The sequence below is a fragment of the Delftia sp. RIT313 genome, assembly GCF_000632165.1.
GTDB lineage: Bacteria > Pseudomonadota > Gammaproteobacteria > Burkholderiales > Burkholderiaceae_C > Comamonas > Comamonas acidovorans.
This window is the reverse complement of the sequence record NZ_JFYT01000110.1, coordinates 1-13259: the sequence shown is the minus strand read 5'-3', so window position 1 is coordinate 13259 and position 13259 is coordinate 1. Positions and strand designations below refer to the sequence as shown.

Below are 13259 nucleotides of genomic sequence, written 5' to 3'. Positions count from 1 at the left end.
GCCGTTGTCGGGGGGGCTGCGCGCAGGCAGCGCTGCAGCGTCTCGTACAGCAGCACATCGTCAACGGGTTTGGTCAGATGGGCATTCATGCCTGCGGCCTCGATCCGGGCGCGCTCCTCGACATAGGCCTGTGCAGTCAGCGCTATCACCGGAAGATGCCGCAGCGCGCTGCGCGTGCGCAGGGCGCGCGTGGCACTGAGGCCGTCCATGCCGGGCATGTGCACGTCCATGAGCACGGCATCGAAAGGCTGGCTGTCGAGCAGCTGCAGCGCCTGCAGACCGTCTTGCGCAGTCTGTACCGATATGCCGGCCTGCTCCAGCAGCTCGGTGGCCACCTCGCGGTTGAGTACGTTGTCATCCACCACCAGCACCCTGCGCCCAGGCAGGCCCGGGTAGCGCTGCTGTGGCGACGGGCCGGCCGCCGGGTCTTCAGGCTGGGTCGATTCGGGGTCCCGCAGCGCCTCACGGATGCAGGACCTCAGTGCCGATGCGGTCAGGGGCTTGATCAGCAGGCCCCGCAGGCCAAACTGCGCGGCACGCAGCTGCACTTCGTCGCGCCCGAAGGCCGTGACCATGAGCGCAGCCGGGGTCTTGGCCAGGTCCTGTCGCTCGCGCATGCGGCGCGCCAGCTCCAGTCCGTCCATGCCGGGCATGCGCCAGTCCAGCAGGGCCAGGCCATAGGGGGATTCCTGGCGTGCGGCCTCTTGCAGCATGCGCAGCGCCTGCATGCCGTCCGCCGCCGTATCGCAGCGCATGCCCAGTCTGCGCACCATGGCGGCCAGCGCCTCGCGCGCGTTGGCGTTGTCATCGACGATGAGAACGCCCGTGCTGCCCAGGTTGTCGTGGCCGTCCAGCAGTGCATCCGTGGCAAGCCGGACCTTGGCCTTGAAGCGGAAGTCGCTGCCCTGGCCGGGCTGGCTGCACACACCGATCTCGCCGCCCATGAGTTGCACCAGCCTGTGGCAGATGGCCAGGCCCAGGCCGGTGCCGCCGTGGCGGCGCGTGGTCTGGATGTCGGCCTGGGTGAAGGGCTGGAACAGCCGCTCGGCCCGCGATGCATCCAGGCCTATGCCGGTGTCGCGCACGCTCACGCACAGGTGGTGCAGGGGCGCTGCCGTGGTGTCCGCATCGGCATCCGCAGGCGCGTCCACCGGTGGCGGCGCCAGATGCAGGGAGATCACCACCTCGCCATGCTCGGTGAACTTGATGGCGTTGCCGACCAGGTTGGTCAGCACCTGGCCCAGGCGCATTGGGTCGCCGCGCAAACGGGGCGGCAGGTGCGGGTCCAGCGCATAGACCACTTCCAGCCCCTTTTCCTCTGCGCGCAGCGCCGTGGAGGCCGTCACGGTCTCCAGCACATCGTCAAGGGCGAAGTCCACTTCCTCCAGCGCCAGCATGCCCGCCTCTATTTTGGAGAAATCGAGGATGTCGTTGATCACGGCCAGAAGGGCGCTGGCCGAGCGCTCCACCTTCTCCAGGTAGCCGCGCTGGCGCGATGTCAGCGCGGTCTGCTGCACCAGGCGCGTCATGCCGATGACGGTATTCATGGGTGTGCGGATTTCGTGGCTCATGATGGCCAGGAAATCCGATTTGGCGCGTTCGGCCGCTTCGGCGGCTTCCTTGGCCTGATGCAGCGCCTGCTCGGCCTCGCGCTCGCGGGTGATGTCCAGCATGATGCCGTCCCAGACCATGCCCTCCTGACAGCGCCGGGGGGCCGAGCGGCAGCGCAGCCAGCGGATCTCTCCGTCGGGCCTGATCACGCGAAAGCGGCAATCGAAGACCCGCAGCGTATCGATCGAGCGTTGCATCATCCCCTGGTAGAGCGGCAGGTCCTCGGGATGGATGGCATTCAGGTAGACCTGCCGATCGGCCATGATGGCGTGGGCCGGCACGCCGATCAGGTTCTCTATGCCGGCGCTGATGTAGCTGAGCCGCAGTTGCGTCAAGCCGCCTTCCAGGCGGTAGATGGCGCCGCTGGGCAGGTTGTCGGCCAGGGCTTCGAGGCGCATGCGTGCGTCCTCGCGTTCGGACAGGTCCTGCAGCGTGCCGCTGAGCGCGACGATGCGGCCTTGCTCGTCGCGCAGGGCCCGGCCCATGAGGCGGGCAGCGAACTGCCGGCCGTCCGGGCAGCGCTGGACCACATCGATGCTGTAGGACTGGCCGGTGCTGATGCACAGATCCACGGCAGCGGTGAGCCGTGCAAGATCCTGCGGCCCGAGCATGGCGCGCAGGGCATGGCGCTTCAGTGGCGGACCCTGGGGGTCCAGGCCGTTCATCACATACATCATCTCCGAGGCCTGAAAGTGCCCGGTGTCCAGCTCCCATGTCCAGCTGCCCAGGCGCGCCAGCTGTTCGGCCTGGCGCAGCACGTCGTAGCTTTTTTGCAGCTGGGACTCGGTCTGGCGCATGAGGGTGATGTCGCGCGCAATGCCCAGCACGCCCACGGTCCGGCCCTCGGCATCGCGATAGGGAATCTTGGTGGACTGGAAGATGCGGCGCTGCCCGTCGACCAGCAGATGATCGTCCATCACCACGGGCGCATCGCTGTCCAGCACCCGGCGGTCGCTGTCGGTGAAGCTGCTGTCGGAGAAAAGCTCCTGGTCGGTCTTGCCCACGATGTCTTCGGGCGCGCGCCCGGCAAAGCGCGCTGTGGCGGGGTTGGCGAAGGTGTAGCGGCCCTGCCGGTCCTTGGCGAAGACCAGGTCGGGCGTCTCGCGCATCACGGTCTCCAGCAGGCGCGTCGAGTCCTGCCACGGCCAGGTGCGGTTTTGCAGGTGCGGCTCAAGCTGCGCATTGGGCTGGCCGATCGGCTCGTCCTGGCCGGTGCGTTCGCTGAGGTCGTGCCAGGTAGTGAAGAAAAGCCGCCTGCCCGACAGTGACAGGCAATGGACATGGATCTCGGCGGGCAAGCTGCTGCCATCGCGGCGGGTCAGCCAGCCTCGCAGACGGGCCTGGCTGTCCACGACCATGTCCCGCCAGAAGTCACGCGGCCGTCCATCCAGGTCCAGCCATACGTCCATGATGCCCAGCGCCAGCATGGCGGCCTTGTGATGGCCCAGGCTGGCGCAGGCCTGGGCATTGGCATCGAGCAGGCCGCCCTGCTCGTCAAACAGAAGAAACCCCTCGGGCACACGATCCAGGAACTGGCGATACGGCGTATCAGGCATGAAGACTCCCAGGCGGTAGCAAGCCAGCATTGCGGAATGTGATAGCCATAAACTATGGAAACATTGCGCATGTTACTGCTGGCCGGTGCCTGCCGTGGGGCACGGAAGGCCGGTACTTACCCCGGCAGGGGCAGCGGGTAGAATCATCGGGATCTGCAGGGTCCGTGCCGCGACCCGGCCCCACTTGGCCACCTGGCCCCGGCTGGCTCGCTGCAGCACACCTTTTCCTTTCCGACGACTCCAGTTCCTCCCCGCTTATGGCCTCCGCTCTGACCGACAAACTTTCGCGACTCGTCAAGGAGATGCGCGGCCAGGCCCGCATCACCGAATCCAACGTGCAGGACATGCTGCGCGAAGTGCGCATGGCCCTGCTCGAGGCCGACGTGGCCCTGCCCGTGGTGCGCGACTTCGTTGCGCGCGTCAAGGAAAAGGCGCTGGGCCAGGAGGTGCTGGGCTCGCTGCAGCCGGGCCAGCTGCTGGTGTCCATCGTCAACAAGGAACTCGCCGCCACCATGGGCGAGGGCGTGGCCGACATCAACCTCAACGCCCAGCCGCCGGCCGTCATCCTCATGGCCGGCCTGCAGGGCGCCGGCAAGACCACGACCACGGCCAAGCTGGCCAAGCACCTGATCGAGCGGCGCAAGAAGAAGGTGCTCACCGTGTCGGGCGACGTGTACCGCCCCGCCGCCATCGAGCAGCTCAAGACCGTGACCGCCCAGGCCGGGGCCGAGTGGTTCCCCTCCACGCCCGACCAGAAACCCCACGACATCGCCGTGGCCGCGCTGGATTACGCCAAGCGCCACTTCTTTGACGTGCTGCTGGTCGATACGGCCGGCCGCCTGGCCATCGACGAGCTGCTGATGGCCGAGATCAAGGATCTGCACGCCACTCTCAAGCCGGTCGAGACCCTGTTCGTCGTCGATGCCATGCAGGGCCAGGATGCGATCAACACGGCCAAGGCCTTCAAGGAAGCGCTGCCCCTGACCGGCATCGTGCTGACCAAGCTCGACGGCGACTCGCGCGGTGGCGCGGCGCTGTCGGTGCGGCAGATCACGGGCGCCCCCATCAAGTTCGCCGGCGTGTCCGAGAAGATCGACGGTCTGGAGGTCTTCGACGCCGACCGTCACGCGCAGCGCGTGCTGGGCATGGGCGACATCGTGGCCCTGGTCGAGCAGGTCACCAAGGGCGTGGACATGGAGGCCGCGCAGAAGCTGGCCGAGAAGGTCAAGAGCGGTGACGGCTTCGACCTCAACGACTTCCTGGCCCAGATCCAGCAGATGAAGCAGATGGGCGGCCTGTCCAACCTCATGGACAAGCTGCCGGCCCAGCTCACGGCCAAGGCCGGCCAGGTGGACATGGACAAGGCCGAGCGCGAGATCCGCCGCAAGGAAGGCATCATCTGCTCCATGACCGCCAAGGAGCGCAAGAAGCCCGAGATCATCAAGGCCACGCGCAAGAAGCGCATTGCCGATGGCGCGGGCGTGCAGGTCCAGGAAGTCAACCGCCTGCTCAAGGAGTTCGAGCAGATGCAGGAGATGATGAAGAAGATGAAGGGCGGCGGCCTCATGAAGATGATGAAACGCATGGGCGGCATGAAGGCCATGAAGGGAATGATGGGCGGTGGCGGCGGCATGCCCAAGCTCCCGTTCTGATGGGCACCGCCTGAGCCGCCGGGCCGCGTGCTCTTTCCCGCCAAGCCGCAGCGCAGCCTGCGGCTTTTCTTTTGGCCGCGAGGGCTTTGTGAGAACATGCAGCGCCATGAAGGCTGGTGTTTCGACTTCCCTTGCGGTGTCTCCGGTGACCGGGGCGCGGCTCTCGCGCCGTGACTGGGGTCTGCTGGCGGCCGCCGTGCTGCTGGCTGGCTGCTCGTCCGCTCCGCGCAAGGGCGCGGGCCCGGCGCCGGTGCCTTCGCCGCAGGCGCTCAATCTGGACGGCGAATTGCGCGAGGCCCTGCTGGCGCGCACCATGCTTGTGGTCAACACGCCCTATACCTACGGCGGCAATTCGCCCGAAGGCGGTTTCGACTGCAGCGGCCTGATCCAGTGGGCCGTGGGCGGCATCACCGAAAACCGCCTGCCACGCACCACGGCGCAGTGGGCGCAGTTCAGCAATCCCGTGGGCAGCCGCAGCCTGCAGCGCGGCGACTTCGTGTTCTTCAACACCCTGGGCGCGCGCTATTCGCACATGGGCATCTTCGTGGGCAACGGTCAGTTCGTGCATGCACCGTCCAGCGGCGGCACGGTGCAGCGCGTGCGCATGGACAACATCTATTTCGCCAAGCGCTTCACCGAGGCGCGCAGCATCTTCGCCTGAACGCTGGCCGGGCGACGGGCTGATGATTCAATCAAGATTCCAGGGAAATCCAGGGCGTCGGAATGCGTAACAAGCTCGAATTCGCACTGCGCCTGCGCCAGGCCATCGAGGCTGCGGGACTGGAGCCCCGGCCCAGCGTGCTTCTGAAGCTGTTCAATTCCAGTTACTGGGGGCGGCCGATCTCGTTCCAGGCGGTCTCGCGCTGGCTGAACGGCGAGGCCGTTCCCGAGCAGGACAAGCTGGTGCTGCTGGCGGGTTTGCTCGAGGTCGAGCCCGATGTGTTGCGCTATGGCGAGTCGGCCCACCGGTCCCCGCCGTCCCTGCCGTCGCCGCTCGAATGCCAGGAGCCGGGCGTGGGCTATCTCGAACGCGAAACCTTCGATGCCTTTCTGAAGCTGCCCGCGCCTCAGCGCCAGGTGGTGCGGGAGGTGATCCTCACCTTCGCCAAGGTGCATGGCGAAGGCTGAGCACCGGGCAGGGCAGGCAGGGCAGGCGGCGCACCCGCCTGGCGGCAGTCACCGGACGGCCTGCTGCTGCCAGGGCATGGCATGCCAGGGGTGGCGCGGATCGGCCACCCACTGCTGCACTTGCTCGGGCGTCACGCTGCACCCCAGCACGTCGGCGCGGCCACGGGCCAGCCACTGGCTGCGGCCGCGTGCGTAGGCCTGGCCGAAGGCCTGCCAGCTGTCAAAGCAGTCCCGCGCGCGGCATGCGTTCAGGTGCAGGATCTGCTGGTGCAGGGCCTCGTCCACCCAGCCCAGCAGCCAGGCGCAGCGCACATGGAAGGCCACGCGCGCGCAGGCAAAGGCCATGGCGGCATGGGGATCGTCACCGGCCTGCAGGCGCTGCAGGTCCAGCGTGAACCAGCGCTGGCGCAGGCCGTCGGGCAACTGGCGTGCGATCTGGGCATCGTCCAGGTCGGTGCGCAGGCCCAGGTGGTGCAGCACCATGGGGCGCAACTGGGTCGTCAGTGCGGAGTCGGCGCCGTTGAGCTGCCGGTCCGCAAAGCCGCCCTGGATGGCGTGAAAGGCCATGGGATGGGCCAGGGCCAGGGCCCAGTCCAGTGCCGCGTCACCGCTGCGGTAGCTGCTGAAATCCCCGCGTTGGCGCGACGCACGCATGCGCCGCAGGCCGGCGCGCACTGCCCACCAGACCAATGCAGACAGCACAACAAGGGTGAAGGCGTTCATCGCGGATTTCCTGTCCTGCCCGGCGTTCCCGGCGATCCGGGCGATCCCGCCCGGCGGCGCGCCAGCTCCAGTGACTGCTGCAGGGCCGCGCTGCGCGGCATGCGCTCGAAGGCGGGCACGGGCACGGTGTCGCGGCGTGCCGCGACCAGCCATTGCATCAGGGGCGACCGGATGTCCAGCTGCTCCAGCAGCGCCGGGTGGGACTGCAGCAGCCACAGCTGCTCGGCCTCGGTGTGCAGCTCGCTGGCCGCGCACCAGGCAGCCGCGCTGCCCGTGGCCAGCAGCTGTGCCGGTCGGCGCACGATGCCCATGGCCAGGGCGTCCGCCGGCGCCTCGCCATCGGTATCGAGGTGATTGAGCAGGGCCAGCACATCGGCCAGGTAGCGCGCAATCGGCGGGCGGTTCTGCTTGCCCTTGATCTGGTCGATGCGCAGCCGCCCGTCGTCCCGCACCTGGGCGCTGACGGTGATGCGCGGCTGGGCCGTGCCCGTGCGGTAGCTGAACAGCCGCAGCCGGCCCTGCTCGCAGGCTTCGGCGTAGTGCTCGCCATAGCCGCCGCGCAGTGCGCCGCGCTCGCTGAACTGGCCCAGGCAGTGGCGCATCATCTGGCTTTCATAGGCCATTTCGGCGCGCAGGTCCGGGCTTTGGGCATCGAATTCTACGAAGACACCCAGCTGGCCACGCAGCAGCGGGCGCACGGCGCCGGGCCGGTGCTCGGCCCAGCCGCTGTCGCTTCTCCGGGCGAAGGCCAGGTGCTCCAGCGTCCAGCGCGCCAGCGCCTGCGGGCAGTTGATGCGCTGCAGCTTGCCCTCCAGCGCGGTGCCGCGCCGGGTGGACAGGAACTCCAGCAGCCGGCTCTCCAGCGCCAGCAGGGGTGCGCTGTCGGGCTCCACCCACCACAGCGGCGCGCTGCCGTCGGCCGCCGGCCTGTCCGGTGACAGCGGCTGGCGGGACGCATGTTCGCGCAGGCGCTCCAGCGCCCAGGCGGCGGGCTCGGCACGCCGGTGCAGGCGCAGCAGCTCGGCCTGCGTGGACACGGGCTGCACGGCAGGGGGATCGGCGTCGAGGTTGCCGATCACATGGCGGTAGAAGTGGTTGGCCAGCCAGGCGGCGATCTCCTCGCTGTCGCCGCGTGCGGCGCTGCGCTCGCGGATGCGCTGCTTGATGGCCGGCGCATTGACCACGTCGCGCGGCCGATAGGCACTGGCGGCGTTGGCACCGGCGCCCGGGTTCACCACAGCTTCCACCAGGGCTTGCTGTCCGAGCGCAGCTTGAGGCAGCGCTTGAGGCCGTCCTTTGCCATCCTGTGCTCGGCCTCGCCGTCGTCGGGCGTGAGCTTGGCGATGGCCTCGCGGTGCAGGGCCACGGCCTGGTCGATGGGGCCGCAGCTTTCCATGGCGCAGGCCAGGCGGCGCAGCGTGTAGCACTCGCCCAGGGCGCGCACTTCGGGCAGCAGGGCGTCCAGGCGCGGGCGCACCAGTTCGCCATGGTTTTCCGAGAAGAAGTCGAGCAGGGACATCAGCGAGGCCAGGTAGTCGCGCCGCTGTTCGCGCTGGTCGTCCTCGTCCAGTTCCTCGAACCACTGGTCCAGGCGCTCCAGCCAGATGCCGATTTCGCCTGCGCGGCCCAGCTGGTAGAGCGCCAGCGCCGCGCTGGGGAAGTAGTCCGTGGGGCAGTGGCGGCTGTAGCCGTAGTCCTGGGTGAAGTGCCACAGCTGCTCGGCCGCCGTGACGATGCCGGGGCGGTCGTCACGGCGGATGGCGCACCACAGCAGGCCGTCGTGGTGTTCGGCAAAGGGGCTGCTGGACAGGCCCTTGTGGTGCAGGGCCGCCGCCTCGTCATAGCGCTGCTGCGAGCGGTACTTGATGGCCAGGTTGTTGCAGAGCATGGAGTAGACGTGCAGGTGCGCGTCCTTGTACCGGCCCTGGCCGGTGGCCCAGAAGGCCTCGAAGCGGGCCAGGCCCTCTTCGTAGTAACGCTGCACCAGCGGCTCGCGCAACTCGTCGTTCGGCACCTGCCGGCCTTCGCCCATGAGGGAGGCCAGGTCGTCCTCGTCGTCCAGGGTCACGCCCGCTGCATAGCACCAGTGGGCGCCATGGCCCTGCGCAAAGGGGCGCTGCAGCGCCTGCGCGGCGGGCAGCACGGCGAAGCGCGCGGCCCAGAGCATGGGCAGCAGCTCGGAGTTGGCGTGCCGGGGCTGGTCGGTCACGCCGCGCTCCAGCAGAGGCAGGGCCTGCTCCCATTGGCGGTCCTTGGCCAGGCGCCAGCCGTCGATCAGGTCCAGCAGAGGGTGGCCGGGCGCCTGGGTGCGCGCCAGGGCCAGGTAGTCGTCGGCGCTGCGCGTAGCAGCCGGGCTGTCTTCCAGGATCTCCTGCATGTCGGAATCCAGTCCCGCCCAGGCCAGGATCAGCGCCCAGGCCGGTGCATGGGCGGTGTCGCTGTCCACTCTGCGCAAGGCCAGTTCATAGCCCTGACGGGCCGATCCGGGGCGGCTGTGCAGCACGCTTTCCAGCGCCAGGTCCGCCGCATCGGCCAGGCGGCCCGCCTCTTCCAGCCACTGCAGCACCAGGCCGCTGAAGGCATCGTCGGAGTCATCCACCAGGCCGAAGCGGCCCAGCGCGGCCAGCTGCAGCGCGGCCTCGGGCTGGCCCATGGCATGGCAGGCCATGGCCTGCAGCCGGGCCGCATGGACCTTGCGGTGCGTGCGCACCGCCTGCGATGCGGCGGGGCTTTCGGTGCGGGCCAGGTGCTGCTCCGCCGCCATGAGCACGGCCGGAACGCTTTGCGGGGCCAGCGGCAGGACCTCGCGCGCAAGGTGCAACCAGTCGTCGAAGTCCACGTTCTGCTCTGCATCGGCCTGGGTCAGCAGCGCCGTGGCGGCCTGCACCTGGCGCACGGTGGCGGGCACATCGCCGCGCAGACGGGCCAGCTCGGCCTTGCGCAGGCAGGCACGCGCGTCGCGGCGCGCGGGGGAGGCCTCGCCATCCGGGTCGCTGCGTTCGTGGCTGCGCTGCAGGTCCACGCCTTGCTCGGCCAGCTCCCAGGCCTGGGCTTCGCGGGCCAGGTAGTGCCAGCCGTTCCAGTAGCGATAGGGCTCGCCGGTGTGCGGCAGCCGGCCCATGAGATCGGCGGCGGGCGCGAGCAGGGCCACGCCGCCTTCACGGTCGAAGCGCAGCCGGCTCTGGATGTCGCTGAGCGCCAGGCTGGCCGTGGCCAGCAGGTGGTTGTCGCCCTGCAAGGGTTGCAGCGTGGCAGCGCGGTGTTCGCGCAGCAGTGCGTTGGCGGTTTCGGGGCGTTCCAGGTCCAGCCAGAGATCGTGCAGACGCTCCAGCTCGCCCACCGTGGCCGGGGCGAAGCGCTGCTGCGAGAGCAGCTCCATGACGGCCGCCTGGCGTTCGGCCGGGGCGATGGGGCTGGCATCAGCCTCCTGCTGCAGCAGGTCGTGCGCCTGGTCCATGAAGGCATGCAGGGCTTCGCCCTCAAGGACGGCCTGGGCGGTGGCGGGCTGGGAGGTGTTCATGGAATCGATAGCAAGCAAGCGAAGCTGGAAAAGCCCTGCAGGCCGACGGACCTCAGGGCGGCGACCCCGCGATGCTAGCGGGCCAGCCGGCACCCTGCCAGAGTGGCCGGGCTGTTTTCACGTCCTGTTACATGCAAAAAAGCCCGGCATTGCCGGGCTTTGGTTACGCAGGAGGTCGCTGGGCCGCCGGGGCCGGGTTGGGCTCAGTGGCGCACCACGACTTCGCCGCGCAGCGTGAAGGTGCGGGCCTCGGTGATCTTCACATCGATCATCTGGCCGATCAGGCGTTCGTTGCCCGGGAAGTTGACCACGCGGTTGCACTCGGTGCGGCCCATGAGTTCGCTGCCATCGCGCTTGGACAGGCCTTCCACCAGCAGGCGCTGCACCGTGCCCACGCGCTCGTCGCTGATGTCCTTGATGTTGTTGTTGATCACGGCCTGCAGCTCCTGCAGGCGGCGCAGCTTGACCTCGTGCGGCGTGTCGTCGTGCAGGTTGGCGGCCGGCGTGCCGGGGCGGGGGCTGAAGATGAAGCTGAAGCTGTTGTCGAAGCGCACGTCGTGGATGAGCTTCATCATCTTCTGGAAGTCTTCCTCCGTCTCGCCGGGGAAGCCCACGATGAAGTCGCTGCTCATGGCCATCTCGGGCCGGATGGCGCGCAGCTTGCGGATGGTGCTCTTGTATTCCATGGCCGTGTAGCCGCGCTTCATGGCCATGAGGATCTTGTCGCTGCCGTGCTGCACGGGCAGGTGCAGGTGGCTGACCAGCTTGGGCAGCCGAGCGTAGGCCTCGATCAGGCGCGGCGTGAACTCGTTGGGGTGGCTGGTGGTGTAGCGGATGCGCTCGATGCCGGGGATCTCGGACACGTACTCCAGCAGCAGGGCAAAGTCGGCGATCTCGGCCGTGTCACCCATCTTGCCCAGGTAGGCGTTGACGTTCTGGCCCAGCAGCGTGACTTCCTTCACGCCCTGGTCGGCCAGGCCGGCGACCTCGATGAGCACGTCCTCGAACGGGCGGCTGACTTCCTCGCCGCGCGTATAGGGCACGACGCAGTAGCTGCAGTACTTGGAGCAGCCTTCCATGATGGAGACGAAGGCCGAGGAGCCTTCCACGCGCGCGGGCGGAAGGTGGTCGAATTTCTCGATCTCGGGAAAGCTGATATCGACCTGGGGCTTGTGCTTGGCGGCGCGTGCATTGAGCAGCTCGGGCAGGCGGTGCAGGGTCTGCGGGCCGAAGACCACGTCCACATAGGGCGCGCGCTTGATGATTTCCTCGCCCTCCTGGCTGGCCACGCAGCCGCCCACGCCGATGAGCACGCCGCGTTCCTTCAGGTGCTTGTAGCGGCCCAGGTCGCTGAACACCTTCTCCTGCGCCTTCTCGCGCACCGAGCAGGTGTTGAACAGGATCAGGTCGGCCTGCTCGGGATCGTCGGTGGATTCGTAGCCCTGGGCTGCGCCCAGCACATCGGCCATCTTGTCCGAGTCGTACTCGTTCATCTGGCAGCCGAAGGTTTTGATAAAGACTTTCTTGGACATGGTGGGGTTCCGTCAGGCAGCCGCCGCACTGCAAGCGGCGGTCTGCAAAAAATGAAGGTGGCTCGGCCAGGGGGCGGCGTGTCCCATGGCCGGGCCGCTGCGCCCCGCAAGGCGCGGGCCGCGTCAGCCGTGTACGTGCTGTGCGCTTGCTGTGGTGTGCGCGGTGCTCAGTTGAAGATGCGCTGCAGCATCGACTTGGGCTTGTAGTGCTTGTCGGCCTCGGCCTTGGTCAGGATCCAGGCCTGGTGCAGCCACTGCGTCTGCGGCTCGATCACATAGCCCACCACGAGCTTGCTGCCCTGGTAATTGATGGCCTGCACCAGCGTGCGTTCAGGGCTGAACAGGCGAAAGCCCGGACTGGTGCGAATGGTCTTGCCGTCGATCTCCACCTCGGGGAACTGGGTCACGACCAGCTCGCCGAACTGGGCCTGCGGCGGGAAATTGCGCGTCTCGTTGGACGGCAGGCCCTGCGCGGCCACGCCCAGGCTGGCGCAGGCCAGGCCGGCGAGCAGGGCGCCGGCACACAGGCGGCGGACGGGAGAGAAATGGGGCTTGCAGCGGTTCATGGTGTACATCCAGGGGCTGAACCCGCGATTCTACGAACTTGCCGCCGCGCAGGCGCGGCACTCGGGCATTGGTTCAGGTGCGGCCCGGCGCATACAGCACCGCCTTGGGCGGGCGGCACAGGCCCCAGAAACGCAGGCCGATCAGTTCGGCCATCTGCACGCCCATGGCCGTGGGCGCGGAGATGGTGGCCAGGGCGGCGATGCCGACCTTGGCGCATTTGCGCACCAGCTCATGGCTGCCGCGGCTGGAGAGCGCGACAAAACCGGCCTCGCCCAGGCGGCCTGTGCGGGAGAGGCGGCCGACCAGCTTGTCCAGCGCGTTGTGGCGGCCCACGTCTTCGAGCACATCCGTCAGTTGCCCGTCCAGCCCTGCCCAGCCTGCGGCATGCACGGCGCCGGCTTCGGCGTTGAGCAACTGCAGCGGTGGCAGTGCCGCGATGGCTGCGCAGACGGTGTCGGCATCGACACGGGCGATCCAGTCGTGCGCGGGCAGGGGGTCGAAGGACAGGTCCAGCGCCGCGAAGCTGTCCACGCCGCAGACACCGCAGCCCGTGCGCCCGCTCATGCTGCGGCGCCGGTCCTTGAGGCGGGCGAAGCAGCGCGAGGCCACGTCCAGCTGCACCTCGATGCCGTCCATGCCGGCCGGCAGGCCTGCGGCCTGTGCAGCCACGGTGCGCACCTCGATGCCGTAGCAGTCGGCAGCGCTGTCCAGAATGCCTTCGGTGAGCGCAAAGCCCAGCGCAAAGTCTTCCAGGTCCGAGGGCGTGCCCATCATCACGGCATGGGAGATGCCATTGAACACCAGGGCGATGGGGACTTCGCTGGCCAGCACCTGCGGCTCGGCCTGGATGCTGACGGCGCCGCCTTCACCGAGCCGGTGGCGCGCCACCGCATGCGTGCGCAGCGCGGCAATGGCAGGCGGGGCGGCGCATGCAGCATCTGCTGCGCCGGGGCCTGCGTCTGGGGTGGGG

10 protein-coding genes are annotated in these 13259 nt (G+C 68.5%); 3 read left to right on the top strand and 7 right to left on the bottom strand.

Annotated elements, in window-relative coordinates; genetic code table 11:
- Positions 1–3167: PAS domain-containing hybrid sensor histidine kinase/response regulator (locus BW39_RS28565; RefSeq protein ID WP_043825647.1), on the bottom strand; the 3167-nt coding region annotated here is incomplete at its 3' end.
- Between the two features lie 257 nt (positions 3168–3424).
- Between BW39_RS28565 and ffh the strand changes: the two genes are divergently transcribed.
- From ffh to BW39_RS28550, 3 genes are all read left to right on the top strand, one after another.
- On the top strand, positions 3425–4819 hold the full coding sequence (gene ffh / locus BW39_RS28560; protein ID WP_012203439.1) for a signal recognition particle protein: 1395 nt from the start codon (positions 3425–3427) through the stop codon (positions 4817–4819).
- 106 nt (positions 4820–4925) lie between these two features.
- Positions 4926–5480 (top strand): C40 family peptidase, encoded by a 555-nt coding sequence (locus BW39_RS28555; protein ID WP_013804083.1) that lies wholly within the window; start codon positions 4926–4928, stop codon positions 5478–5480.
- A gap of 62 nt (positions 5481–5542) precedes the next feature.
- A complete protein-coding gene (locus BW39_RS28550; protein WP_034390534.1) occupies positions 5543–5947 on the top strand; it encodes a helix-turn-helix domain-containing protein in 405 nt (134 codons plus the stop codon).
- A 48-nt stretch (positions 5948–5995) separates the two neighbouring features.
- Here BW39_RS28550 and BW39_RS28545 read toward each other — a convergent pair whose 3' ends face one another.
- The 6 genes from BW39_RS28545 to fdhD form a co-directional block, all read right to left on the bottom strand.
- Entirely contained in the window at positions 5996–6670 is a 675-nt protein-coding gene (locus tag BW39_RS28545) for a DUF1266 domain-containing protein (RefSeq protein ID WP_012203442.1), read from the bottom strand.
- On the bottom strand, positions 6667–7905 hold the full coding sequence (locus tag BW39_RS28540) for a hypothetical protein (protein WP_043825645.1): 1239 nt from the start codon (positions 7903–7905) through the stop codon (positions 6667–6669). Before BW39_RS28540 ends, BW39_RS28545 begins: the two co-directional genes overlap by 4 nt.
- Complete coding sequence (locus BW39_RS28535; protein WP_043825644.1) at positions 7902–10190, bottom strand: tetratricopeptide repeat protein; 2289 nt, start codon at positions 10188–10190, stop codon at positions 7902–7904. The genes BW39_RS28540 and BW39_RS28535 overlap by 4 nt, the downstream gene beginning before the upstream one ends.
- A gap of 203 nt (positions 10191–10393) precedes the next feature.
- Positions 10394–11722 (bottom strand): tRNA (N6-isopentenyl adenosine(37)-C2)-methylthiotransferase MiaB, encoded by a 1329-nt coding sequence (gene miaB, locus BW39_RS28530; RefSeq protein WP_012203445.1) that lies wholly within the window; start codon positions 11720–11722, stop codon positions 10394–10396.
- Between the two features lie 167 nt (positions 11723–11889).
- Entirely contained in the window at positions 11890–12288 is a 399-nt protein-coding gene (locus tag BW39_RS28525; protein WP_043783237.1) for a hypothetical protein, read from the bottom strand.
- A 73-nt stretch (positions 12289–12361) separates the two neighbouring features.
- A partial coding sequence (fdhD, locus tag BW39_RS28520; RefSeq protein ID WP_043825642.1) for a formate dehydrogenase accessory sulfurtransferase FdhD occupies positions 12362–13259 on the bottom strand: 898 nt, incomplete at its 5' end.